At 54.3% G+C, this 24,007-nt stretch carries 20 protein-coding genes and 1 pseudogene; 10 read left to right on the top strand and 11 right to left on the bottom strand.

Features of this window, described 5'->3' with window-relative positions:
* Window positions 1-79: 79 nt before the first annotated feature.
* The 5 genes and pseudogenes from porD to FOE74_RS07390 form a co-directional block, all read right to left on the bottom strand.
* Entirely contained in the window at window positions 80-988 is a 909-nt protein-coding gene (porD, locus tag FOE74_RS07410; RefSeq protein WP_188686481.1) for a type IX secretion system protein PorD, read from the bottom strand.
* A pseudogene (gene coaBC, locus FOE74_RS21690) lies at window positions 970-2,185 on the bottom strand (bifunctional phosphopantothenoylcysteine decarboxylase/phosphopantothenate--cysteine ligase CoaBC). Before coaBC ends, porD begins: the two are co-directional and overlap by 19 nt.
* A gap of 14 nt (window positions 2,186-2,199) precedes the next feature.
* On the bottom strand, window positions 2,200-2,529 hold the full coding sequence (locus tag FOE74_RS07400; RefSeq protein ID WP_149097952.1) for a DNA-directed RNA polymerase subunit omega: 330 nt from the start codon (window positions 2,527-2,529) through the stop codon (window positions 2,200-2,202).
* Between the two features lie 31 nt (window positions 2,530-2,560).
* Window positions 2,561-3,418: an outer membrane protein assembly factor BamD gene (locus FOE74_RS07395; RefSeq protein WP_149097951.1), complete on the bottom strand. Its 858-nt coding sequence runs from the start codon at window positions 3,416-3,418 to the stop codon at window positions 2,561-2,563.
* A gap of 74 nt (window positions 3,419-3,492) precedes the next feature.
* Window positions 3,493-5,172 (bottom strand): OstA-like protein, encoded by a 1,680-nt coding sequence (locus FOE74_RS07390; protein WP_149097950.1) that lies wholly within the window; start codon window positions 5,170-5,172, stop codon window positions 3,493-3,495.
* 208 nt (window positions 5,173-5,380) lie between these two features.
* On the opposite strand from FOE74_RS07390, the gene tilS reads away from it, so the two are divergent.
* From tilS to mdh, 3 genes are read left to right on the top strand one after another with little or no spacing between them, the layout of a single operon-like run.
* Window positions 5,381-6,712 carry a tRNA lysidine(34) synthetase TilS gene (tilS, locus tag FOE74_RS07385; protein ID WP_149097949.1) on the top strand — a complete coding sequence of 444 codons (1,332 nt, stop codon included), beginning with the start codon at window positions 5,381-5,383 and terminating at the stop codon, window positions 6,710-6,712.
* A gap of 45 nt (window positions 6,713-6,757) precedes the next feature.
* Window positions 6,758-6,904 (top strand): hypothetical protein, encoded by a 147-nt coding sequence (locus FOE74_RS21180; RefSeq protein WP_188686478.1) that lies wholly within the window; start codon window positions 6,758-6,760, stop codon window positions 6,902-6,904.
* 36 nt (window positions 6,905-6,940) lie between these two features.
* Window positions 6,941-7,879, top strand: coding sequence for a malate dehydrogenase (gene mdh, locus FOE74_RS07380; protein ID WP_149097948.1), 939 nt, complete (start codon window positions 6,941-6,943; stop codon window positions 7,877-7,879).
* Window positions 7,880-8,199: 320 nt separating this feature from the next.
* On the opposite strand, the gene FOE74_RS07375 is transcribed toward mdh, so the two are convergent.
* Window positions 8,200-9,489 carry a metal-dependent hydrolase family protein gene (locus tag FOE74_RS07375; protein ID WP_149097947.1) on the bottom strand — a complete coding sequence of 430 codons (1,290 nt, stop codon included), beginning with the start codon at window positions 9,487-9,489 and terminating at the stop codon, window positions 8,200-8,202.
* A 200-nt stretch (window positions 9,490-9,689) separates the two neighbouring features.
* Between FOE74_RS07375 and FOE74_RS07370 the strand changes: the two genes are divergently transcribed.
* Window positions 9,690-10,121 (top strand): NfeD family protein, encoded by a 432-nt coding sequence (locus tag FOE74_RS07370; protein ID WP_149097946.1) that lies wholly within the window; start codon window positions 9,690-9,692, stop codon window positions 10,119-10,121.
* Window positions 10,122-10,173: 52 nt separating this feature from the next.
* Window positions 10,174-11,121, top strand: a complete 948-nt coding sequence (locus tag FOE74_RS07365; RefSeq protein ID WP_149097945.1) for an SPFH domain-containing protein — start codon at window positions 10,174-10,176, stop codon at window positions 11,119-11,121.
* 609 nt (window positions 11,122-11,730) lie between these two features.
* Here the strand turns inward: FOE74_RS07365 and FOE74_RS07360 are convergent.
* The 5 genes from FOE74_RS07360 to FOE74_RS07340 form a co-directional block, all read right to left on the bottom strand.
* The gene (locus FOE74_RS07360; RefSeq protein WP_149097944.1) at window positions 11,731-12,648 is read right to left on the bottom strand and encodes a rhomboid family intramembrane serine protease; all 918 of its coding nucleotides are present in this window, start codon (window positions 12,646-12,648) and stop codon (window positions 11,731-11,733) included.
* A 3-nt stretch (window positions 12,649-12,651) separates the two neighbouring features.
* A complete protein-coding gene (locus tag FOE74_RS07355; RefSeq protein ID WP_149097943.1) occupies window positions 12,652-13,431 on the bottom strand; it encodes a rhomboid family intramembrane serine protease in 780 nt (259 codons plus the stop codon).
* Between the two features lie 209 nt (window positions 13,432-13,640).
* Window positions 13,641-15,488 carry a DNA mismatch repair endonuclease MutL gene (gene mutL / locus FOE74_RS07350; RefSeq protein ID WP_149097942.1) on the bottom strand — a complete coding sequence of 616 codons (1,848 nt, stop codon included), beginning with the start codon at window positions 15,486-15,488 and terminating at the stop codon, window positions 13,641-13,643.
* 564 nt (window positions 15,489-16,052) lie between these two features.
* Entirely contained in the window at window positions 16,053-16,358 is a 306-nt protein-coding gene (hpf, locus tag FOE74_RS07345) for a ribosome hibernation-promoting factor, HPF/YfiA family (RefSeq protein WP_149097941.1), read from the bottom strand.
* Window positions 16,359-17,182: 824 nt separating this feature from the next.
* Window positions 17,183-17,581, bottom strand: coding sequence for a hypothetical protein (locus tag FOE74_RS07340; RefSeq protein WP_149097940.1), 399 nt, complete (start codon window positions 17,579-17,581; stop codon window positions 17,183-17,185).
* A gap of 460 nt (window positions 17,582-18,041) precedes the next feature.
* On the opposite strand from FOE74_RS07340, the gene FOE74_RS07335 reads away from it, so the two are divergent.
* From FOE74_RS07335 to gatC, 5 genes are all read left to right on the top strand, one after another.
* Window positions 18,042-20,996: a glycoside hydrolase family 3 N-terminal domain-containing protein gene (locus FOE74_RS07335; RefSeq protein ID WP_149097939.1), complete on the top strand. Its 2,955-nt coding sequence runs from the start codon at window positions 18,042-18,044 to the stop codon at window positions 20,994-20,996.
* Between the two features lie 23 nt (window positions 20,997-21,019).
* The gene (bshA, locus tag FOE74_RS07330) at window positions 21,020-22,156 is read left to right on the top strand and encodes an N-acetyl-alpha-D-glucosaminyl L-malate synthase BshA (RefSeq protein ID WP_149097938.1); all 1,137 of its coding nucleotides are present in this window, start codon (window positions 21,020-21,022) and stop codon (window positions 22,154-22,156) included.
* 105 nt (window positions 22,157-22,261) lie between these two features.
* On the top strand, window positions 22,262-22,840 hold the full coding sequence (locus tag FOE74_RS07325) for an NUDIX domain-containing protein (RefSeq protein WP_149097937.1): 579 nt from the start codon (window positions 22,262-22,264) through the stop codon (window positions 22,838-22,840).
* A gap of 133 nt (window positions 22,841-22,973) precedes the next feature.
* On the top strand, window positions 22,974-23,774 hold the full coding sequence (locus FOE74_RS07320) for a lysophospholipid acyltransferase family protein (protein ID WP_149097936.1): 801 nt from the start codon (window positions 22,974-22,976) through the stop codon (window positions 23,772-23,774).
* Window positions 23,716-24,003 (top strand): Asp-tRNA(Asn)/Glu-tRNA(Gln) amidotransferase subunit GatC, encoded by a 288-nt coding sequence (gene gatC, locus FOE74_RS07315; RefSeq protein ID WP_149097935.1) that lies wholly within the window; start codon window positions 23,716-23,718, stop codon window positions 24,001-24,003. Before FOE74_RS07320 ends, gatC begins: the two co-directional genes overlap by 59 nt.
* The last annotated feature ends 4 nt before the right edge of the window (window positions 24,004-24,007 follow it).

Below are 24,007 nucleotides of genomic sequence, written 5' to 3'. Positions count from 1 at the left end.
CGGAACGCACCTGCTTTGGCGGGCAAGTGGCTCCCGTTTAAGCGGGTATTTTCAAAAATAGCTAAAAAACCGAGATTACCTACCGCTTTACCAGGCTCTCATACCGGGCGCGGTTGGTGGGGTCCACCTGGGTGAGCAACTCGTAGGCTTGTTGCTTTTGAGCGGGGGTAGCGGAGGCGAAGGCATTGCTCAGCTCGGTGGCTTTGGCCTCAAAGAAAGAACGCAGTGCCGCTGAACCCGGACGCAGGCGCGCCACCTGCTGGATGTTGCGCAGAGCCTCCAGAATGTTCTGCCGGGCTTTCTCCGGGTCTTGCGCCATCAGGTCTAAGCCTTGGCGGTGATAAAGGTAAATGGCCGACCGGAAAGGCTCAAACTGAGGATCCTGCAGGTTGTTGATCAGCCAGTAGCGGTTACGGGTATCACCAGAGGCGCTCCAGCCCCCACCGGCCGCGCCAGAGGAGGCCACCAGGTTCAGGATATTGTTGGCCTCGGCCAGGGAATTGGCGCCGCCCAGGCGCGAAAAGCTGTCGTTGTCCATGCCAATGATGGTGTAGGCATAGAAAGACAAAAGGGCAGTAAGGTTAGAGGTAAAGGTGTTGGGGGCGTACTGCAGGGGCTGCGCCGGGTTGTAATTGAACTCGAACTTGGTGTCTACAAAGGAAAGTACCGTGGTTTCATATCCGGTGCCGTAAGTGGGCCGGCTGGAGATAAGCTGGGTATTGGCCTCATAGACCCCAATCTGGGGCATGGCCCGCAGCGTGATGAACATCTTGCACCGGATGCGCTCCTCGTTCTGGTAGACATCACCTGTCCAGCGGGTGTTGTTCATGATCTCAGAGATGGCGTTCTGCATCTGCTGGAACACCTGCCGGTCTGTGGCCTGCACCTGCTCACTGTTCACGATCACCTCGCAGCGCAGTTCCTGCGCCTGCGCCCAGATCGGAAACAACAGACCTAAGATCACCCACCCTATTTTTTTTGCAAACATGCCCATTCAGCTTTTATAGATTCCAGAATATCCTGCGCTACCTCGTCTTTGGCCTTCAGCGGATAGGCTTCCACGGAGGATGCCTTCACTATGGTGATTTTATTTGTGTCATGCTTGAAACCGGCCCCGGGGTCCCGCAGGGAATTGAGCACCACCATGTCCAGGTTCTTCTTCAGGAGTTTGCCGCGGGCGTTCTCCAGTTCCTGATCTGTTTCCAGGGCAAAACCCACGGCAAATTGGTGCGGCCGTTTCTGTTGGCCTAAGGTAGCTGCTATATCAACGTTCTTTACCAGTTCAATGGTAAAAGAGGCCTCGTTTTTTTTTATTTTGGAAAGCGCGGTGTCTTTGGGCTTATAGTCGGCCACGGCGGCGGCAAAGATCCAGAGGTCTGCTTCCGTGGCTACCGCCTGGCAGGCGGCAAACATCTCATCGGCAGTCATGACTGGTACCAGGTTTACCAAAGGGTGCGGCAGGGCCAAAGCGGTGGGGCCTGCCACCAACGTCACCAGGGCGCCTTGCTGAGCCAGGCAACGGGCCAAGGCGAAGCCCATTTTGCCGGTGGAATGGTTCCCGATAAACCGCACCGGGTCCAGAGGCTCATAGGTGGGACCGGCCGTGATGAGTACTTTCTTGCCGCTAAACAATGTTGAGAGAAGTAAAATGCTGTTGTAAAACCTGAACGATCTCTTCGGGTTCTGCCAGGCGCCCCTGCCCTACCAGACCGCTAGCCAGTTCCCCGTGCCCGGCTTCTATCACGTGGTTTCCGTAAGACTGCAACAGCCGGAAATTCTCCTGCACCGCCGGGTGTTGGTACATGTCCAGGTCCATGGCCGGGGCCACAAACACGGGGCAGCGTGCTGAGAGGTAAGTAGCAGTGAGCAGGTTGTCACACAGCCCTCGGGCAATTTTGCCCACGGTGTTGGCACTGGCGGGCGCAATAACCAGGGCATCGGCCCAAAGGCCCAGTTCCACATGGTTATGCCAGAGCCCGGAATGGTCATCGCGCACAAACTCCGTGAGGACCGGCCGTTTGGAGAGCGTGGCCAAGGTGACAGGGGTTATAAAAGCAGAAGCAGAAGTGGTCAGGATTACCTGCACTTCTGCTTCTGCTTTGATCAGGAGCCGCACCAGCAAAGCCGCTTTGTACGCCGCAATGCTTCCGCAAACCCCCAGGAGTATCTTCTTATGCCGAAGCATTCAGAAACGGTAAATTAAAACGCGGAAGAGGTTTGCTCCTCATCATCAGCGTTCCGGAAATACACTTTGTTCTCAATGAACTCCTCAATGGCCATGTTGGTAGGCTTAGGAAGACGCTCATAGTACTTAGAGATCTCAATCTGCTCACGGTTTTCAAACACCTCTTCCAGGTTGTCTACAGTAGTGGCGAACTCGGCCAGTTTAGAGTTCAATTCCTCCTTCACCTTTACGGCAATCTGGTTCGCACGCTTAGAGATGATAGAGATAGACGCGTAGACGTTACCGGTTTCACCGGCCAGGTCAGAAATATTACGCGTTACGATAGATGCTGGTACTTGGGCCATATTGCTAGTGAATTGGGTTATACAAAAATGATTAGTTGTTGGTGGCAGTGGCCGCCGCTGGTTGGCTGCTCTTGCCCAGTTTCTCTACGGCTTCGCGGCTGGACTCATACAGGCCTTCGGCGTTACGCAGAAACTTACTCTTAGGATAGGTGTCTACAAAGGTCTGGTACATAGAGATCACGTCCAGGTACCGGTCTTTCTGTTTGCTTTCAATGCTTTCGCGGGCGTAGTTGTATTGGGCGTCAATACGCAGATACGCGGCCTCTTCATTATAGATGCTGGAAGGGAAGCTTTTGCGGAAGTTCTCTAACGCAACCACGGCCGCTTTGTAGTACTGCGGGTCATAGTTGGTGAGTTTGTAGTATTGCCTGGCCACGTCAAAGGCCTTTACCTCAATCTTGCGTGAAAGCTCATCATAGATCTTGTTCGCATCTGCCATGTACTTGCTTTGCGGGTAGCGGCGCATGAACTCCTGCAAGGCGGCCATGGCCTGCGCAGTGCTCTGCTGGTCCAGGTTCACAGACGGCGACTCGTTGCTCAACGACTTGGCGTTCATGAAGGCCGCCTCCTCGGCAAACTGGCTCCGGGGGAAGGTCTGCCCAAACGAGGTGAAGTGGAAAGAGCTTTCCAGGTACAGGTGCTGGTGGTACTTGGTATAGGCGTAAAGGAAGTTGGCCCGCTCGTATTCACTGCGCCCTTTCAACAAGGGCATCAGGTCTTCCAGCAAGGCTCCGGCTTTATCATAGTCCTCTTTCTCATAGTAAGAGAGGGCGGCGGCGTACTTTTTATCTACGTCGTCGCTTTTCAGGATTTTATTGTATTGCCCACAGGCGCCCAATAGTAGAACTATGAGCAGGATAGGCAAATAAGAAAGATGGCGTTTGGTCATAAGCGCGCAAAAATAACGATTTTTTTTATATCTACCAGAACGTTTGGGGGTTCCTTTTCAGTATAAGCTGTCCTCTACTGCGCCGGCACGGCCTTGGCGAAAGGCTTTTTACCTCCCTGGGTGGAAACAGGAACGGCTTTTTGCTTTTTGGCAGGCTTGGCGGGTGGGGTAGCCTTTGCGGGTGAACCCTTGGGTTTCACCGGTGAAACTTTTTTCTTGGCTCCCCTGGGCGCCAGTACCTGGGCCCGGGTAGGCTTCTCGTCACTGCGCCAAACAAACCCTTTGAGGCGGGTATCTGGTTCCTCCAGCTCATGGGGCGGGATCAGTTTGGCGTCTGGCTGCTCCAGGAACGTGATGTACTGCACCTCCCCTGCCTGGAATACCAGGCGCATGTCACTGCTCACGGCGCGGTTCATGCCCATGGTGGTGGTATCGCCCTGCAGGGCGAAGTAAAGGCTCTCTGCGTTTCCGTTCACGTCAATGCGCCGGATCTTACCCTCGGCGAACCGGGCAATCATGGCGCGGCCCTTTACCTGGTTGTAGTTCTCCAGCGTGTCTATGGAGATGGCGAAGGCATTCCCGAACATCCGCATCTGGTCTATGGTGCCGTTGCGCAACTGCAGCACCACGCTGTCGGCGGTCATCTGGTTTTTGTTTGCCCACAGGCGGGGGTTCCGGTTCAGGTAGATGGTGGAGTCGTTCTGGTCATAGGTGAGCGAATCGCAGAGCCCCTGCAAGTCAGACTTGAAGATGCGCACGTCATGGTAGGCGTACAGCTTGCCTTTTTTGGTCTTGTCTTTCACATTCTCCACGGAGACCAGCGTATCTGCTGAGAGGTACATGGTATCGCGGTTTTCAATGGTGCGCATCACGGGAGAGCCGTAAACCTTGGCGCGGCCCAAGGCCCGCCAGTACAAGGCAGTCTGCCCGGTGATGATGGTGGTGTCTTTGATGGAGGTCATGGACACGTTGCGCGAGGCGGTGTAGTATTCCTTGCCCTTGTCATAGGTGAGCACTTCGCCTTTGATGAGGTAATCTGGCGTCTTGATGCTGGCGTTGCCCCTGAAGTTAGACTCGCGGGTGACGGTGTTGTAGGTGCCCCGGTGGGCGAACAGCGTGCCGTCTGGCGACTTGATGGTGGTAGGCCCGAAGAATTCCACCACTTTGGAGACCGTGTTATAGGACATGGTATCGCTCACCACCTCGGCGTTCTGCCCCACGTATTTGATGTTCTTCTTAAAAGAGAGCACCTTATCAGTAGAAGTATAGGTCCCAAACTGGCTCTGGATGGTGTAATCTGGCCCCACAATGTTCCCGGCCTGGGTGTAATAGGCGCGCTTGGCGTTCAGGTCATAGTCCAGCGACGGGGTGGTGAGCGTCATCTGCTCGTCGCGCAGGGTCACGTTGCCGCGCATGGTGGCAATGCGGCGGGTGCCGTCATAGCTGGCGGTGTTGCTGGTGGCATCCATGCCGGGCTGGGTGATGTGCACGTTCCCGAAGACTTCCAGCTTGTTGCGGTCACTGGCGTACTGGTACGCCGAGTCTGAGGTGAGCGTGGTTTGGCCCTGGCGCATGACTACGTTTCCCAGCAGCCTGCGCACCTCCTCGCCATTGTACGTTCCAGATTGCAGCGTATTGGCGGACACCTCTACCGGCTGGCCTCCCCCCTGCGGCGCAGGTGTGCCCTGGCCAAAGGCCAAAACAGCAGAAAAGAGGGAGAAAAGAGATACGAAACCTATCTTTGTGAACTTCATCAATGCCTATAAGAGAAACAAATTTACTAAGATCAAGCTTAACATTCGTTTTTGTAAGCGAAAAAGGTTAGAGTGGCCTCCTACTGAAGTAATTTTTGCGCAAGCTAGCCGCCCTGTGACGCGGTAAAAATTCTTCCAGCAGGTTCTCTCCCCTTCCATTTGCAGGCTAAAAGTGCGCTTGATGCAATCCAACACCTTTCCTTCACCCATGCTCGAGAAAGTTTCAAACTATATCACTACCCACCAGCTGGCCACGCCAGAGACCAGGGTCCTGGCCGCCGTGAGCGGAGGCCTTGATTCTGTGGTGTTGGCCGACGTCCTGCACCGCCTCAAGCTGCCTTTTGCCGTGCTGCACTGCAACTTCGGGCTACGCGGCGAGGAGTCTGACGCCGATGAGCTGTTCGTGCGCAAGCTGGCCAAGCAGTACGACGCCCCTTTCTACAGCGAGCAGTTCCAGACCCAGGCCTTCGCCCAGCAGGAAGGCATCTCCACCCAGATGGCGGCCCGCACCCTGCGCTACCAATGGTTTGAGCAGATGCGCCAGCAACTGGGCTATGACGTCATCGCCACGGCGCACCACCAGTCAGACGCGCTGGAGACGGTACTCCTGAACCTGGTGCGCGGCACCGGTTTGGCCGGACTTCACGGAATTCTGCCCCAAAACGGGAACCTCATCCGCCCGCTGCTGGGCCTCACCAAAGATGATTTGTATGACTGGCTCGTGGCCAAACGCCTGGCCTGGCGCGAAGATTCCAGCAATGAGAGCCTCAAATATAACCGCAACAAGGTGCGCCATGAGGTTATTCCCGTGCTCAAGCAACTCAACCCCAACCTGGAGGAAACCTTCACCCACACCCTGGAACGCCTGCAAGGCGCTGAGGCCGTGTTTCAGGCCTCTTTTCAGGAACTAAAGGCGAAAACGCAGCGCGAAGAGAACGGCGCCATTTACCTTTCTATTGCGCCGCTGCAAGCCAGTCCCGCGCCAGTAGTGCTGCTGCATGAATTGCTAAAACCGTTCCACTTCTCTTACAGCCAAGCCCAGGAGATCGCCGCCGCCTGGGACGGGCTCTCCGGCAAAGCCTTCGCCTCGCCCACCCACGTGCTGGTGAAAGACCGTGAGGACCTGGTTATCACCGGCAAGCCCTTGGAGAAATTCGGCAGCCTGACCTTGCCCCCAGACGCCACCGAGGTACGTTTTGGGCCCTATTTGGCCAAAATAGCCCGTAAACCCGCCCAAGGCTACAAGGTGCCGCGCTCCAAAGATATTGCCGCCCTGGATGCCGACCTGCTGAAATTCCCGCTCAAGCTGCGCCCCTGGAAAGAAGGCGACTGGTTTGTGCCCCTGGGCATGAACGGCAAGAAAAAAGTGAGCGACCTCTTGATAGACAGGAAAGTACCGGCCAACCTTAAGCCCAATGTTTGGGTATTAGTCTCAGACGCCTCGCTTGCCTGGGTCATTGGCCAGCAACTGGACAACCGGTTCAAGCTTTCAGAAACGTCCCAGGAGGTACTGGAAATCACCGTCAGCCGGATTGATTGATTGATTGATTGATTGATTGATTGCTAAAGGGTCCAGACGTAGAAAGTGGATTTGGAGAAATTTTGGGGAATGGCCGTTTCACCGCTGTTTTCTGGAAAACAAGCCAAAAAACAAGCAGCAATTGACAATCAACAATTAAAAAGGCAGGCAGAATTTTCAGGTGACCGCCTTTTTCCTAAATTCACCGCGTAGTGTAGAAAGTACATCAACCTAACCAAATAAAACCGAATGAAAGTAACCGTAGTTGGAGCTGGTAACGTTGGGGCCACTTGTGCCGACGTTTTAGCGTACCGCGAAATCGCCAATGAAGTAGTGTTAGTAGATATCAAGGAAGGCTTCGCCGAAGGCAAGGCCCTGGATATCTGGCAGAAATCCCCTATCAACCTGTATGACACCCGCACCGTGGGCGTCACCAACGACTATACCCGCACTGCCAACTCAGACGTGGTGGTGATCACCTCTGGCCTGCCCCGCAAGCCCGGCATGACCCGCGATGATTTGATCAGCACCAACGCCGGCATCGTGCGTTCCGTGACTGAGAACGTGATCAAGCATTCGCCTGAGGCCATCATCATTGTGGTGTCTAACCCGCTGGACGTGATGACCTATGCCGCGCACATTACCTCTAAACTGCCCCGCACCAAGGTGATAGGCATGGCCGGTATCCTAGACACCGCCCGCTACCGTGCGTTCCTGGCTGAGGAACTGAACGTATCCCCTAAAGACATTCAGGCGGTATTGATGGGGGGCCACGGCGACACCATGGTGCCGCTTCCGCGCTACACCACCGTGGGCGGTATTCCGGTTACGGAGCTGATTGACCCAGCCAAGCTGGACGCCATTGTAGACCGCACCAAAAACGGTGGCGGTGAACTGGTGAAACTGATGGGTACTTCGGCCTGGTATGCCCCGGGTTCTGCCGCCGCCCAGATGGTGGAAGCCATTGTGCGCGACCAGAAGCGCGTGTTCCCGGTGTGTATCAAGCTGGAAGGCGAGTACGGCATCACCGGCACCTATTTAGGGGTACCGGTAGTACTTGGCAAAAACGGCGTGGAGCGCGTGATTGAGCTCCAGTTGAACGAAGACGAGATGGCGCTTCTGAAAGCCTCTGAGAAAGCCGTGCGCGAAGTGATGGACGTGTTAGACAACATGCCTGCCAACGCCTAAGCGTTTTGTAACTTATTGTACAAAAGGAGCCCGACCAAATAGCCGGGCTCCTTTTGTTTTGAGGCTGTTTTTTTGTAAAGGAAAGAAGCCGGGCTACCTGATTCACTTCCCCCTTTGTCATCCTGAAAGGATCTTGTGGGCGAACGGTAATAGCCTTTTTTCAACGCTTCTCTAGTTCGTGCACAAGATCCTTTCAGGATGACAAAGAGGGAGGTAGGAAAGGCATTTTAAGATTTTCCTTAGGCTTCGTATGGCCCAGAAGTACCTCCGCCCCGCGGCAGGTTTAAGCCTTTTTCTCTTAAAAGACAGTAATAACCAATTTACTGCTTGTACACCACCCCGTCTTTCATCACGAAGCTCACTTGTTGCAGCACCTTAATATCCTGCAAGGGGTTACCGGTGACGGCCACCAAATCAGCGAACTTACCTTTCTCTACGGTGCCCAGTTTGTCTGACATGCCTATCAGCTCCGCGGCGCTGACGGTGGCGGCTTTGATGGCTTCCAGGGGCGACATGCCGGCCTCAACCATGTACTCGAACTCTTTCGCGTTTTTGCCGTGCATGAACACCCCGGCATCGGTGCCGAAGGCGATTTTGACCCCTTTTTTGTACGCTTTGGCAAAAGTACCCTGTAACTGCGGCCCAATGGCCAGGGCTTTGGGGGTCACCAGCGCCGGGTAATAGCCTTTGATCTTGGCAGAATCCGCCACTGATTTTCCGGCGGTGAGGGTGGGCACGTACCAGGTGCCGTGCTTCTTCATGAGGGCCATGGTTTCCTCGTCCATGAGGGTGCCGTGCTCCACCGAAGTCACTCCGGCCCGTACGGCGCGCTTCATGCCCTCGGCGCCATGGGCGTGCACCGCTACTTTGAGGCCCAGGTCACGGGCAGTCTCCACAATGGCGCGTAGTTCTTCTTCCGAGAATTGAGGGGCCGAGCCGTCTTTGGCCACGCTCAACACACCGCCGGTAGAGGCGATCTTGATCAGGTCGGCCCCGTTCTTATATTGGTAGCGCACCGCCTTGCGGCACTCATCAGGGCCGTTGGCCACGCCTTCCGCCGGGCCAGGGTCACCCTGGAAATCTGCGCGGTATCCGTTGGTGGGATCCATGTGGCCACCCGTAGCCGAGATCCCTTTCCTGACCACCAACATACGCGGCCCTTTCACCAATCCCTGGTTGATGGCGTCGCGAAGCTGCACGTTCACCCCGCTGCCGCCTAAATCACGCACGGTGGTAAAGCCGGCCAGCAGCGTCCGCTCGGCATAATTGGCCGACCGGAAAGCCACGGTTCCTTTGTTCAGAGAGATGGCCTCGGCAATGGCATTGGGCTTGGTCTCGCTTTCAAAGTGCACGTGCATGTCCATGAAGCCGGGCAGGACCGTTTTGTTCTTCAGATCGATGACCTTGGCCCCGGCGGCGGGAGACGAGTAGCCTTTCTGCACGCCCACAACCTGGTTTCCTTCAATGACCACGGTCATCTCCGTTTGGGGTTGGTTCTTGACCCCGTCAATCAGTTGGCCACAGTGCAGGTAGGTGCGTTGCGCCAGGGCTTCAACGCCAGCCAAAGCCATCGCTGCCATGGCAGCCAGTACGTATAAATTTTTCTTCATAGTGGGTGAGTTACAGAATAGTTGAAAGACCTAAAATACTATAATTCAGGAGATATCTTCCCGTTGTTGCCGGGCTTGCCCTGCCCGACCTGTTTCCAGCCCTTTTTCCAAAAAAGGCCTCCAAATCCCTTAGTTATTAGGCCTTTTCCTTGCTTATCTCCTGAAAATTTTTACCTTGACTTATTAACCTTGGAGACTTTATGGAATTGGAATTATGGTGGCTGTGGCTGACGGCAGGCATCTTGCTCTTGGTGGCAGAGATGGTCACGGGCACTTTCTACCTGCTGTGGCTGGGCATCGCGGTGCTGGTTGCCGCCGTTCTGGCGTACCTGTTCCCCGACATTTACTGGCTTCCGCCCGCGGCCGCCAGCATCTCAGCCCTGCTGTTGATCTTCTTCACCAAACCGCTCACTACCCGCCTGCGTCGGGCCAAAGGGTATTCTGATCCCGCCCACCAGCTTACCAACCGCCAGGGAGAAGTGCTGGAACCTATCTCCCCTACCCGCCTGGGCATTGTGCGGGTGGGTACTGAGATCTGGTCGGCCAGCGCCCAGGAAGAGTTAGCCCCTGGTCAGCGCATTGTGGTCATTAGCCAAAGCAGCACGGTGCTGCTGGTGGTACCCATCAAGTAACCCTTCTTGGCCCTCTATAACCTGTCATTTATTCCTTAACCTTATCTAACCTATGACCACCTCTCTCATCATTCTTGCTTCTGTCATTGTGCTGCTGGCCCTTTCCGTAAGGATCATTCAGCAGCAACGGGTGGCCGTGGTAGAACGCCTGGGCAAGTTCCAGCGCATCATGCACCCGGGCCTTAACCTGTTCATCCCCATCGTGGACCGCGTGCGTGTGTACCATGATCTGCGTATTCAGCAGACGAACGTGCCGCCCCAATCCGTGATTACCCGCGACAACGTGCAGGTGCTTATTGACACCATCGTGTTCTATCAAGTGGTAGGCCCCGAGCAGGCCACTTACGGCATCTTTGACTACGTACTAGGCGTGCGCAACATTACCACCGCCACCATGCGCCAGATCATAGGCAACCTGGAACTGGATGAAACCCTGTCGGGCCGCGAGCGGATTTCTGCGGAAATCAGGACGGCTCTGGACGAGGCCACGGAGAAATGGGGCGTGCGCATTGAGCGCGTGGAGGTGATCGACATCAAGCCGCCTATGGACATTCAGGAAGCCATGGACAAGCAGATGAAAGCCGAGCGGAACCGCCGAGCCACCATTCTGGAAGCCGAAGCCGCTAAACAAGACATGATCCTCCGCGCCGAGGGCGACAAGACCAGCAAGATCCTCCGGGCCGAGGGCGAACGCGCTTCAGCTGAGCTCCAAGCCCTGGGCCAGGCCCGGGCCATCGCCGACGTAGCCGAAGCCGAAAAAACCAGAATCCGCTTGTTACTGGAGGCAGGGTTAGACGACCGCGTGCTCACCTACAAGTCTTTTGAGGCCCTGGAGAAAATTGCCATGGGCCCCGCCAACAAGATTTTCCTCCCTACCGCCGCCGTGGAAACCTTAGGGAACATTGGCGCCATAGGCGATATGCTGAAAAGCAGCAGAGACACGGTAGATTCCAGCCTTGTTTCCAGAAAACACGCTCAAAACGGAGACAAGGTTTCTTAACAAACCATGCATCTAAAAAGGGAAGGCCTCGCGGAGTATGTCAGCGAGGCCTTTTCTTTTTTCTGGTTACTTATTTTCAGCCTATCAGAATAGCACCTATTAACCACATCTAGATCCATACCGGAAGACTTTTAATTGTTATAAGCTTAGCTCTACTCCCTACTTTGTCATCCTGAAAGGATCTTGTGTGCGAACTAGAAATGCTCCTGATAATGGAAAAAGGTAGGGATCGGAGCAGCCACGAATCCGCCCTTTTGAAGGCTTAGGATAATGAAGGTTGTAAAATAACTGTTCACCTTCCGCTAAACGCAAGGGCAACCACAAGGGATTGCCCCTACGAAAAATCAGGCTAAACACGAGAGGTCACCCCGACTTCCACGCCATAAATAGAAAATGATTTTCGGGAACGACCTGATCTGTAGGAGAAGTCATCCCCCTACCCCCTTCAAAGGGGGACGAAATGCGGGGCCTTACTTCCAAACCTAGGATAAGGGTTGTCCCATCCCCTTTGAGGCAAATCCGTCGTCTTGTTTTAGCCTTTGTTTACCTAAAACAGCCTAAAAACCACCCTCAAACCAAAACGAATAACTAGCAACCACCAACTAATAACTACTTCTGACTGGCCTTGAACAGTTTCTGCTTTTCTTCTTTGGTGAGGCTTTCATAGCCAGAGACGGAAATCTTGTCCAGGATCTGGTCTATCTCCAGTTGAGACGGGTTACCGGGGATGTTGGACGCCGAAGAAACCGGTGAGGAAGCCGAAGCCGAATAGGGCCGGTTGGGGTTTTTATAGGCCACCTTCAGCGGGGACCGGCGCTGGAACAAGCCCCTGAAGAAGCCTAGCACCGCCTGTAACGGCCGGCCCATATCAGAACCGCCCTGCAGTTGCCGCACGTAGAAGAACCCGAGCAACGCACCGCCTAAGTGGGCAATGTTTCCGCCCGCGTTTCCGCCGGTGGCGCCTGAGATAGAGAGCAACACCATGACCAGGGCAATGTACTTGATGCGGATGGGCCCAATGAGGATCAGGTTGAAGGTGTAATTAGGCAACAGCGTGGCGGCGGCCACCATAATGGCGATCACACTGCCAGAGGCACCCATCATGAAAGAACCCTCCGCCCGCAGCTGCAGGTACGGAATGGTGTTGTAGCTCAAGAGGTAGATCAAGCCCCCGGCCAGGCCACCTAGAATGTACAGGTTCACCAGCCGCTTGTCGCCCAGGTATTCCCTGATGAGCATGCCAAACCAGTAGAGGTTGAGCATGTTGAAGAGGATATGGAAGAACTCCAGGTGGGTGAAGAAATACGTGATGAGAGTCCAGAACCGGAAGGCGAAGAGCTGCAAATTAGAAGGCAGGCTCAGGAAGGTCATGAGGTACCCGAAGGTGCTGCCTGAACCGCTCAGGGTCATGATGGTGCGCAACACGATCAGCACCGCAAACACCACCACATTAATGAAAATGAGCTGGTGCAGGGCGTTGTTCCCTTTGGTGAAGGCTGATCTTATATCGTCAAAAATACTGGTCATAGCTTAGTAGAAATTATTGCGTTTTCGTTCCCAGAGTTTCAGCAAGATATACGCAAAAAGCATCCCGCCCAAGTGGGCGAAGTGAGCTACATTGTCGCCCGGCGTCCGGTTCAAGCCGGCATACATCTCAAACGCCCCGTACATGAGCACAAAATACTTGGCCTTGATGGGGATGGGGAAAAACAGCAGCATGAGCTCCGTGTTAGGGAAAAGCATGCCAAAGGCCATCAAGATCCCGAACACTGCCCCGGAAGCCCCCAGCATGGGGCTGTTCACCATCACATCTGACAAACGCGCCGAGAACGCCTTGGCCTGCGTGATGAATTGTGGGTCTGAAGGGTTGCGGTTGAACTCCACCAGAAAGGATTCCATGCCCCGCAGGTTCACCCCGGCCGTTTCCAGCAGGTTTTTGAAATCAATAGGGTCTGGGTTCTGCATGAAGGCCGTCACCCCGTCCATGACCTGGCTGATCTCATAGTACCGCACCCCTGAGTACAGTAAACTGGCACCCAGGCCCGTGATCATGTAAAAGGTAAGGAAACGCCCCTCGCCCCAGTGGCGCTCCAGCAAAGGCCCAAACATGAACAAGCTGAACATGTTCCCGAACAAGTGCATGAGGTTGCCGTGCATGAACATGTGCGTGATGAACTGGTGCGGCCGGAAAAGGTCTGAGCGGATATCGTGCAGGGCGAACAACTCCTGGGGAAACAGCCTATCCGTTAAAATGAACATGAGCACATTCAGGATAAGCAGGTTACGCACCATGGGCGTGATGGGTGGCATAGGGTAGCGTTAAGTAGGTATATAGGTCAAATAAAATAGAAAGCCGGGCAAAAACCATAGCGCCAGGTCTCTTTCCGCACGTGCAACAGACTTCTGGCGGAATAGTTCTGCATAAAACAGTACGGAGAAACCCGGCAGTTGGTATCTGGCCCGGTTCAAATAATCTGTTGGTCAGGTCTTCACAGTGCCGTTGAGGCGGCCTCCACCCGTTAATTTCTCAGGAAAAGGTCTTGCAGTTGTTCGGTTTGCAGGATCACCAGGGTTTTCTGGCCGCTGGGCGTATAGTTGGGCACCTGGCAGCCAAAGAGGCGGTCTACCAGGGCATTCATCTCCTGGTCGCTCAGGCGGCCGGTGAGGCGCGAGGCAACCCGTTTGGCCATGGCCCGGGCCAGGTTCTCCTGCCGGTCTACCTTCAGGGCGCTCAGGTTGTTCTTGTACTGCTCCAGCAGCCCTTCAATCAACTCCTTCTCATCGCGCAGCGGAATCTCTGCCGGTATGCCGTTCACTACCAAGGTGTTGCTCCCGAAATCATTGAACACGAAGCCCAGGGCCGTGAACTCCTCGGTCAATTCCATCACCAGAGAGAAATCGGCGGGCGAGAGCTGCAGGGTCTGCGGGAAGAGCAGTTGTTGCGAGGCACCAGTTCGCTTGCCCAGGGCCTGGCTGTATTTCTCGTACAGGATACGCTCCTGCGCCGCCTGCTGGTCTACCACCATCAACCCGGACTTCACCTGCACCATAAGGTATTTCTGGTGCACCTGCAGGGTTTTGGAGCCGCCCGTCATGGTGTTCTTGGCCGGCGCAAAGGAATCTTCCTCTTCCGGGAACAAGTGGCTGTGCTCCTCGGTATTGGCCCTTGACACTTCCCGCGTGGGCGGCGTATCTCGCTCCTGGTGCTGCCCACCGCCGCCGGAGGCGCGGGAGGAAAACGAAGCTGGGGTATTCATGGGGGAAGAGGCTTTGGGGGCTTGCGCCGGCGCCATCTCAAAATCCATGGAGGCCGGGAATTTCATGGGCTGCAGGGGCATGTAGTTCACATCGGCGCCAAAATCAAGCGACGGGGCAATGTTATGGAGGCCCAGGCTTTGTTTCACGGCGGCCCGCACAATGGCGTAGACCGTTTTCTCGTCCTCGAACTTGATCTCGGTCTTGGTGGGGTGCACGTTGATGTCAATCGTTTCGGGGGCTATTTCCAGAAACAAGACGTAAAACGGGAAGCTGTCTTTGGGCAGCAGGCCTTCAAAGGCGGTGAGCACCGCGTGGTTCAGGTACTGGCTTTTGATGAAGCGGTTGTTCACGAAGAAAAACTGTTCGCCGCGGCTTTTCTTCGCGTATTCCGGTTTGCCAATGTACCCCTTCACCGTGAGGAACGGCGTGGTCTCCTCGCAGGCCGCCATCTGTTCTTTGTACTCTTTCCCAAAAATGCTAACGATTCGCTGGCTCAGCTTGCCGGCGGGCAGGTTCATCACCTCCACCTCGTTCTGGTACAGGGCAAAGGCGATTTCCGGGTTGGCCAGGGCCACGCGCTGGAATTCGTCCAGAATGTGGCGCATCTCCACGGGGTTGGTCTTGAGGAAATTGCGGCGGGCGGGCACGTTGAAGAACAGGTTCTTCACACTCACCACCGTTCCCTGGGCCATGGCCACGGGTTCCTGTTTGAGCACCTCGTTGCCTTCAATGGTGAGGCAGGTACCCAACTCTGCCCCCCGGGCGCGGGTCTTCAGCTCTACCTGGGCCACGGCCGCAATAGAAGCCATGGCCTCGCCCCTGAACCCCATGGTCTTGATGCGGAACAGGTCTTCAGTGGTTTTTATCTTGGAGGTGGCGTGGCGCTCAAAGCACATGCGGGCATCGGTCTCGGTCATGCCCAGACCGTCGTCCACTACCTGAATGAGTTGCTTGCCCGCGTCTTTGATGATCAAGGTCACGCTGGTGCTGCCCGCATCTACGCTATTCTCCAACAACTCCTTTACCACGGAGGCCGGGCGCTGCACCACCTCGCCAGCGGCGATCTGGTTGGCCAGGTACTCGGGTAACAATCGGATGATATCTGCCATAAAAACTTCGTCGTTGAAAAATCTCTGCAAACTTTTGATTCTGGCCTAGGAGACTTCTATTGAAAATACCCTCTCCCAATCCTCCCGCCACTCATCTTTCTCCATAATTGGCCATAGAAACAAGCTAACAAACAGAAATTCTTACATTTACCGTAGGGTGAAAGGGAGCTACGATGATACTGATCCGGCCCTACCTAAATGGTGCAGAGATAGAAAGCTTGTTTGATACTTGAATAAGCTGCAAAAAGGCGAAGTTCGGCAAAGGCTACCTGAAAGACAAGTTCAAACTTTTAGAAAGGCCTCTACTTGCCGCTACTGTTAGGGAACGACATGACATGGGGCAAAACTGGTCCAGGACAGCTAAGTTGTTTCTTTTACCTGTAACTCAAAAAAACAGATATTTTAGTGCTTCCTGAATCCCTATGAATAGGCTCAGAGTCCAGCACGTTATTGATGCAGGAGAAGAGGCATTATAACTTAGAAAATATATCCTTCAATTAGAGGAGGCAAAAAAAGCCTGGCTTTACACAGCCAGGCTTCTAAGTATGGGGTACCAAAACAGGATTACCGTTTCTCCAGTTGTTTTTGCAATTTATCCTCCAGGCTCTTCATTATGGGGAACCACTCCTCGCCAGAATCGGAGGCAAACACATCCTGGCCCGGAATACCCAGGCGCATGCTCACGGTTTTGCTATTAGTGGCATGGTTCGGTTCTACTTTCAGGTACACGTCTACCCAGTTGATGTCATGCACGTAGCGTTTCATTTTGGTGATGGTGTCGCGCACGCGCTGCTGGATTCCATCTGAAATGGTGATATCTACTGCTTGTACATCAATCTTTATGCCTTCAAAATTTTCTGTGTAATTCATCGTCTTCGGGTTTGGGTTTTCCTAGAAAAAGCTCTTTTGTTGGGCGCTTCCTGTAAAAACTAAACGTAGAAAAATGCCTGGTGGTTGGCTACCCACCGGGAACGGGCATAGGAAACAAGGCCTTAGTGTAAGCTTATCAGGAATATAAAAACCTTATACGCTTGGGAGAAGGTCAGCTTGTTTATAGGACATCTGCAATTCGAGTTGACGGAACTGCCCACCTGCCTACCCCACATAAAGCCTGGCCGGGCTTGCCAACCCTGCTCCCGCCCCGCTGAGTGGAACCGGTATGCCACCAACGCGTTCGCGGGCTGACACCGGGATCAGACCAATACCACCTGGAGGACCATCATAGCGAGTTACCCTGGCGGTCCAGAAGAAACTAGCCCTGGCTCTATAGAGCAGAAGTCATGGTAATTCGCCCAGACAGCAGATAGTGCCCCTCCTTTTTTATCTATCGGATAAAATCCCCTGCGCCTTCCCGGGAATCCGCCTTAGAACTCACGGGTAGTATTTACAGTAAGGCATTGTAAGCTAGCTTATTGGCTTTCCAATAGAAAATGAATACACCCAAACTACTTCTTAGATTAGAGGGGTTATTCTCCTGTTGTTTTACACTTGTTCCTGTACAGAACGGATTTACTATGCCCCCAGTGCCCTTCATTGGCAGCAGGAAAGTTGGTGACCGTACTTTTTACCTCAACCTGGAGACCCGGGTTGAACTGTTTAGCTACAGAATCTACCTGTTTCCTGGCAAGGTAGGCTTGCTGGGTTTGTGGGATCAGGGAAGGGTGCGGACAAAGCAGATTCCCGGAAAAGAGTGGCTACAAAGCCACGGGGGCGGCATCTGGTTTTCTTTGGCAGATAGATTTGTGGTCTCGGCTACCATGGCCCGCTCCACCTTTGGGTCTTATGTGCATTTTCAAAAAGGTTTCTTCTTTTGATACCCCAACCTTTTCCGATAGTCTGTCCGTGATTATGCTGCCAAACATCTTTTTGGACGGTTGGCCCTTCGCTTCTTCCTTGCACCAGATGAACGTGAGCCTTGCCCTCTTTAACTTCGTTTTGTTTGCAAGACTTTCATCCGCTGTTTCCTGGCCACTTACGCCTATTGCCGCCCCTACCACAGCAACCTGATGATCAGGCTTTTTTTCAACCCTCCGTCCACTCCCCACACCTCCTGCTACCCTGTACCATGAGGTAGTTTCTTCCTCCTTCTCCATGCGTCAGCCTCGCCTGAAGGACCCACGTAAAAGCCACGGCTTGGAAGGAATGCCAGGTAGTGAGCCACCAGGAATATAATTTCCTTTGGACCTCCCTCTATTGGGTAAATGGCGTTCTGCTCCATCCTCTTTCCCCCGGAAACTCCAGATTCGACTAAATTTTAAGGCATAACCGCGAAATTTTGAGTAATATTACCAGCTTAAACAGCGGCCTAACCTCCCTCGTCTTCTGATAGTTCACTCTGTTTCGACCTCCGGCACTTTAGTCCTTCTGGCCAAAGAGCCCTCAGGAACCGCCACAGAGAAGAGCCTTGGCGGGGAAGTCCTGAACCTAAGGAGTTTTCAGTCGTTTCATCCAAAACGGGCGAAAAACGCTTCAGGGCCGGTAGGGCCGCGGCTGGTTTTGCTCTGCGAAATGAGCCCTATGAAACATTATTCAAATTAAATTACGCGTTGCGAAATGCTGAAGCGATATAGCCTATGGCTACTGACCGTGGTGATGGGCGTCTGGTGGGTTTTGTCAGGGTTTGGTCCTAAGGGCCGGGGCAATGTCACCGTACAGGAGCAGCGCTGGGTAGACAGTGTGTATCAAACGCTTACCCCAGACCAACGGCTGGGCCAGTTGTTCATGGTGGCCGCCTACTCCAACAAATCCCAAAGCCACGTACGGGAAATCGAGCACCTGATCACCCAATACGGCATTGGCGGGGTCATGTTCATGCAAGGCGGGCCCGTGCGCCAGGCCCACCTCACCAACCGGTACCAAAGCATCTCCAAAGTCCCCCTACTGGTGGCCATTGATGCCGAATGGGGCCTGGACATGCGCCTGGACAGCAGCATGCACTTTGCCAAGCAGATGACCCTGGGCGCCTTGCCAGATGACCACTACGTGTACCTTATGGGCCGCGAGATCGCCCTCAAACTGAAGCGCATGGGCATCCACGTGAACTTCTCGCCGGTGGTAGACGTGAACAGCAACCCCAAGAACCCCGTGATCGGGAACCGCTCCTTTGGCGAGAACAAGGAAAAAGTGACTGCCCGCAGCATTGCCTACATCAAAGGCCTGCAAGACCACGGCATTATTGCGGTGGCCAAGCATTTCCCCGGTCACGGCGACACCGATGCCGATTCGCACTTCTCCCTGCCCGTGCTCACCCATGACATGGCCCGCCTCACTGAGGTAGAGCTTTACCCCTTCAAACGGTCTTTTGACGCCGGCGTGATGGGCGTGATGGTGGCGCATTTGCATGTGCCCAAGCTGGATTCCATCGCCAACCGGGCGGCTACCCTGTCGCCCTATTTGGTGAACAATCTGCTCAAGGGCCAGATGCAGTATGAAGGCCTGGTGTTCACCGATGCCCTCAACATGAAAGGCGTGACCCGCTACCACAAGCCTGGTGAGGTAGACGCGTTGGCCCTGAAAGCCGGCAACGACGTGCTCCTGTTCTCAGAGGACGTGCCCAAGGCCATTGCCACCATCAAGAAAGCCTTAGCTGACAGCACCATCACTGAGCGGGAAATAGAGGTGAGCGTGCGCAAGATGCTGCACGCCAAGTACTGGGCCGGCCTGAACCAGTATTCGCCCGTAGATGTCAAAAACCTTTCCCAAGATTTGAGTCGCCCGGTGAGCCAGGTATTGCAGCAGCAATTATATGAGCAGGCCGCCACGGTGGTGGTAAACAAACAGGATCTGCTGCCCTTCCGGGTACTGGACACCACGGAGTTTGCCTCGGTGGCAGTGGGCGCGAGCCTGAACAACACCCTGACCCAGACCCTGGACAAATACGCCCCTTTCCGGAAGTTCGCGGTGACCAGCCGAACGGCCCCAGACAGTGTGTATGCCGGCATCCTGCGCAACCTGGCGGGAATTGACGTGGTGGTGGTTTCTTTGCACAACCTGACCAATAACCCCAACAACAACTTCAATCTATCGGGCAATGCCCTGGGCTTTATCCGGACACTGCAGCGCGACCCTAGCAAGAAAGTAGTGGTGGTGGTCATGGGCAATGCCTATAGCCTCAAGAACTTTGAGAACAGTAACTGGCTCGTGTGCGGCTATGAAGACAATGAGGTGTCACGAAAGGTGATTCCGCAGATCTTGTTCGGGGCTTTACCGGCCATTGGCCGCCTGCCCGTGACGGCCTCGCCTAAGTTCAAAGCCGGTGACGGCATTACCACTCCTTCGTTGAGCCGCCTCAAATACTCTTTGCCAGAGAGTGTGGGCATGAACTCCACTACTCTCAAGAAGATTGACAACATTGCGCTGGAGGCCATTGCCTACGCCGCCACGCCGGGTTGCCAGGTGTTGGTGGTGAAAGATGGCACCGTGGTGCTGGAGAAAGCTTACGGGTTCTACACTTATGACCGCAGCCAACCCGTCACTGAGAAAACCATCTATGACCTGGCCTCTATCACCAAGGTAGCCGCCACGCTGCAGGCGGTGATGTTCCTCAAAGACCAGGGCCAACTCAAACTGGACGAGAAGTTGGTCACCTACCTACCGGAACTGAAAGGCTCTAACAAGGCCAACCTCACCGTGCGCGACGTGCTCCTGCACCAGGCTGGGTTGGTAGCCTTCATCCCGTTCTGGACCAAGACCTTCAAAGATGGCAAACTGAACCCGCTCTACTATGACAGCCTGCCCTCTGAGGCCTACCCTAACCTGGTGGTACCCGGCGTGTACAGCAACAACCGGCTGGAGGACTCGGTGTGGAAATGGGTGGTAAAATCTGACCTGGTAGGCAAACGCGTGGCGAACGGCAAGTTTGAGTACCGCTATTCAGACCTGGGGCTGCACCTGATGAAACGCGTGGCCGAGCGCCTTTTGAACCAACCCCTTCCCGATTTCCTGGCGCAGAACTTCTACGCTCCGCTGGGGGCCTCCACCCTTACCTACAATCCTTTAGACAAATTCCTGAAAGAGCAGATTGCCCCTACCGCCCCTGGTTCCCAGTTCAAGGCAGACGTGCCCTTGCAAGGCACGGTGCATGACGGCAACGCGGCTTTATTAGGAGGCAAGGCAGGCCATGCGGGGCTCTTTTCCAATGCCAATGACCTGGCTATTCTCATGCAGATGGACCTGCAGAACGGCAACTACGGCGGGCAACAATACTTTAAAGGTCCCGTTGTGACCGAGTTTTCACAAAACGGCAGCAAAATCAGCCGCCGCGGCCTGGGCTGGGACAAACCAGAGCCCGAGGGCAACGGTCCTACCTCTGACCTGGCTCCATTGAGCACCTTTGGCCATACCGGCTTTACCGGAACCGGCGCCTGGATTGACCCAGAGAACAATATTATTTATATTTTCCTTTCTAACCGGGTTTATCCTGACTCTGAGAACGATAAGCTGCTCAAATACAACATCCGCACCCGCATTCATGACGTAGTATATCAATCGTTAGTACCTAACCCGTAACTTAGCGGGAAACTCATACGCGCATGAAGATTGGAATTGTATGCTACCCCACCTTTGGCGGTAGCGGTGTGGTGGCCACCGAATTGGGCAAAGCCTTGGCGCAGAAAGGGCACAAGGTGCATTTTATCACCTACAGCCAGCCGGCCCGGCTAGACCATTTCAACGAGAACCTCTTCTACCACGAGGTCAACATCCCCAACTACCCGCTTTTCCAATATCCACCATATGAGTTGGCTCTGGCCAGCAAGATGGTAGACATTGTGCAGTTTGAGCACTTGGACGTGTTGCACGTGCATTACGCCATCCCGCACGCCTCGGCGGCCTTCATGGCCAAACAGATCCTGCTCTCCAAAGGCATCCATATCCCGGTCATCACCACCCTGCACGGCACTGACATTACGCTGGTGGGCAAAGACGCGTCTTATGAACCGGTAGTGACCTTCAGCATCAACCAGTCAGACGCCGTTACCTCCGTTTCTGAGGACCTGCGCAAGGAAACCTACGAATACTTTCCCATTGAGAAGGAAATCGTGGTCATTCCTAACTTCATCAACCTGGAGCGGTTCCAGAAACAGCGCAAAGAGCACTTCAAATCCGCTATTGCGCCCTTCGGGGAGAAGTTGCTGGTGCACACCTCCAACTTCAGGGCGGTGAAACGCATTGGCGATGTGATCAAGATCTTCTCTAAAGTGCGGGAAAAGATGCCTAGCAAACTGCTTTTTGTAGGCGATGGCCCGGAACGGCCCAAAATGGAGAACATGTGCCGCAAACTAGGCATCTGTTCTGATGTTCGGTTCCTGGGTAAACTGGAGGCCGTGGAGGAACTGCTCTCCGTGGCCGATGTTTTCCTGATGCCTTCTGAGAAAGAAAGCTTTGGGTTGGCGGCATTGGAGGCCATGGCCTGTGAGGTGCCCGTGATTTCCTCTAACGCCGGGGGCTTGCCTGAATTGAACCTGCACGGCGTGACCGGTTTCGTGAGCAACGTGGGTGATGTGAAAGACATGGTCAAGAACACGCTGTTCCTGCTTCAGGACGACCAGCTGCCTACGTTCAAGGCCAACGCCCTGGCCCGCGCCAAAGAATTTGAGATAGGCAAGATCGTGCCTATGTATGAGGCCGTCTACCAGCAAGCCGCGGAGGCCGTGCGTGCGCAAGTGTAATTTGGCTTCCTACCTATTCCACTTCAGAACCCTCTGTTTTAGGCCCCTTTACCAGAAATCGGCCACTAAACAACTGGCTCCAAACCTTTTCAACCTCCTTTTGCTATGAGCATTGAGAAACCTCATCATTCTTTAGAAAACCCCTGGAAAACCCTTGATTCCAGACCCGTGTACAGCAACCCTTGGATCAGCGTGCGCGAGGAGCAGGTGATCAACCCGGGCGGGGGACAGGGCATCTATGGCATTGTGTCCATGAAGAACAAAGCCATTGGCATTATTCCGGTGGACGATGAAGGCAATACCTGGTTGGTGGGCCAATACCGCTACCCTTTGAAAGAATACTCCTGGGAGATCCCCATGGGCGGTGGCCCCGTGGAACAGGACGTGCTGGAATCGGCGAAAAGAGAACTGAAAGAGGAAACCGGGTTCACCGCCGGGCAATGGACCAACATCGGGCGCATCCATACCTCCAACTCGGTCACGGATGAGGAAGGCTACATTTTCCTGGCCGAGGACTTGACCGCCGGCGAGACTGAATTTGAGGAAACGGAAGACCTTAAGATATGGAAACTGCCCTTGCACGAGGCGGTGCGCATGGCCATGGACAGTGAGATCACCGACGCCATCAGCATTGCCGGTTTGCTTAAAGCCGAGAAGATTCTTTTGACCCGCCGTCCCAAATAACCGCCAGCTGGTGGCACTAAGTCAAGACAGCGCGCGTTCCCCGGTTTAGAAGCCTTTTTCTGGAAACAGGCCAGAAAGGGCTTTTCAGAAAGCACGTGTGGTGCTTTTCTGAATTATTCATAATTTTGGGAAGATGAACAGCTTAAAAGTAATAGGTAAGAAAGCGTATGCGGTGTGGTGTACCGCCTGGTTTGTATTACCGTTTCTGACGTCTTACCCGTTTTTCCGGCTGCTCATCGCCAAGCCTAACCGTTACCGGCACGCCCATAACCTGAACCGGATGTGGGCCAAGTTCCAGCTGCGCATGTACCTCATGCCGGTAAAAGTAAAGGGCCTGGAATTGCTGAACCCAAGCCAGAAGTACATCTTCGCGCCTAACCACAGTTCCTATATTGACATTCCCATGATCCTGGCGGCCGTACCCGGGTTCCTGAACTTCGTGGGTAAGAAATCACTGACCAAAGTGCCGCTTTGGGGCAAAATCTATGACACCCTCTACATCTCCGTAGACCGCGACAGCCCCATCAGCAGCGCCAAAGCCTATATCGCCAGCAAGAAGAGCCTACAGGAGGGCCGTAGTGTGGTGATCTTCCCGGAGGGTAAAATTTCCCCGGAGTCAGGAAGCAAACTGCTGCCTTTCAAAGACGGTCCGTTCAAACTGGCTATTGAGCAGCAGATTCCGGTGGTGCCCATTACCATGCCTTACAACCACCTATTCCTGCCTGATGTGAAAGGCAAACTCATCATCCGGTACCATCCGCTGGAGATGATCATCCATGCACCTATTCCCACTACAGGATTAACCCTCCAGGACGTGGAAACCCTGAAGGCCCAGACCTTCGCCCTTATTCAAGAGACCTTAGACCAGAAGAACCATGAGCACGAACATAGAAACCCTACGGCAGCTGGCGCACTTAGCCCGGCTGGAATTTGATGAGACCAAAGAGCAGGAAATGCTCCATGACCTGAACAACATCCTGAACTGGGTAGACCAACTACGCCAGCTGGACACCCAGAACGTGGAACCCCTGATCCATATCTCTGAGGAACTGAACGTGATGCGCGAAGATGCTGCCCAGAACACCGTGCGCCACGAAGATGCCCTGCGCCTGGCCCCGCGCAAAGACTCCGATTACTTCAGGGTGCCTAAAGTACTGGAGTAAGCCT

The organism is Rufibacter glacialis, from assembly GCF_008271745.1.
Classification (GTDB): domain Bacteria; phylum Bacteroidota; class Bacteroidia; order Cytophagales; family Hymenobacteraceae; genus Nibribacter; species Nibribacter glacialis.
Note: the sequence above shows the minus strand (reverse complement) of the source record. Positions and strands in the feature narration are given on the sequence as shown.

What these genes read in the sequence shown, in the direction of transcription:
- porD (WP_188686481.1), bottom strand. Translation starts at nt 988, where the DNA reads ATGTTTGCAAAAAAAATAGGGTGGGTGATCTTAGGTCTGTTGTTTCCG.
- FOE74_RS07400 (WP_149097952.1), bottom strand. Translation starts at nt 2,529, where the DNA reads ATGGCCCAAGTACCAGCATCTATCGTAACGCGTAATATTTCTGACCTG.
- FOE74_RS07395 (WP_149097951.1), bottom strand. Translation starts at nt 3,418, where the DNA reads ATGACCAAACGCCATCTTTCTTATTTGCCTATCCTGCTCATAGTTCTA.
- FOE74_RS07390 (WP_149097950.1), bottom strand. Translation starts at nt 5,172, where the DNA reads ATGAAGTTCACAAAGATAGGTTTCGTATCTCTTTTCTCCCTCTTTTCT.
- tilS (WP_149097949.1), top strand. Translation starts at nt 5,381, where the DNA reads ATGCTCGAGAAAGTTTCAAACTATATCACTACCCACCAGCTGGCCACG.
- mdh (WP_149097948.1), top strand. Translation starts at nt 6,941, where the DNA reads ATGAAAGTAACCGTAGTTGGAGCTGGTAACGTTGGGGCCACTTGTGCC.
- FOE74_RS07375 (WP_149097947.1), bottom strand. Translation starts at nt 9,489, where the DNA reads ATGAAGAAAAATTTATACGTACTGGCTGCCATGGCAGCGATGGCTTTG.
- FOE74_RS07370 (WP_149097946.1), top strand. Translation starts at nt 9,690, where the DNA reads ATGGAATTGGAATTATGGTGGCTGTGGCTGACGGCAGGCATCTTGCTC.
- FOE74_RS07365 (WP_149097945.1), top strand. Translation starts at nt 10,174, where the DNA reads ATGACCACCTCTCTCATCATTCTTGCTTCTGTCATTGTGCTGCTGGCC.
- FOE74_RS07360 (WP_149097944.1), bottom strand. Translation starts at nt 12,648, where the DNA reads ATGACCAGTATTTTTGACGATATAAGATCAGCCTTCACCAAAGGGAAC.
- FOE74_RS07355 (WP_149097943.1), bottom strand. Translation starts at nt 13,431, where the DNA reads ATGCCACCCATCACGCCCATGGTGCGTAACCTGCTTATCCTGAATGTG.
- mutL (WP_149097942.1), bottom strand. Translation starts at nt 15,488, where the DNA reads ATGGCAGATATCATCCGATTGTTACCCGAGTACCTGGCCAACCAGATC.
- hpf (WP_149097941.1), bottom strand. Translation starts at nt 16,358, where the DNA reads ATGAATTACACAGAAAATTTTGAAGGCATAAAGATTGATGTACAAGCA.
- FOE74_RS07340 (WP_149097940.1), bottom strand. Translation starts at nt 17,581, where the DNA reads ATGGAGAAGGAGGAAGAAACTACCTCATGGTACAGGGTAGCAGGAGGT.
- FOE74_RS07335 (WP_149097939.1), top strand. Translation starts at nt 18,042, where the DNA reads ATGCTGAAGCGATATAGCCTATGGCTACTGACCGTGGTGATGGGCGTC.
- bshA (WP_149097938.1), top strand. Translation starts at nt 21,020, where the DNA reads ATGAAGATTGGAATTGTATGCTACCCCACCTTTGGCGGTAGCGGTGTG.
- FOE74_RS07325 (WP_149097937.1), top strand. Translation starts at nt 22,262, where the DNA reads ATGAGCATTGAGAAACCTCATCATTCTTTAGAAAACCCCTGGAAAACC.
- FOE74_RS07320 (WP_149097936.1), top strand. Translation starts at nt 22,974, where the DNA reads ATGAACAGCTTAAAAGTAATAGGTAAGAAAGCGTATGCGGTGTGGTGT.
- gatC (WP_149097935.1), top strand. Translation starts at nt 23,716, where the DNA reads ATGAGCACGAACATAGAAACCCTACGGCAGCTGGCGCACTTAGCCCGG.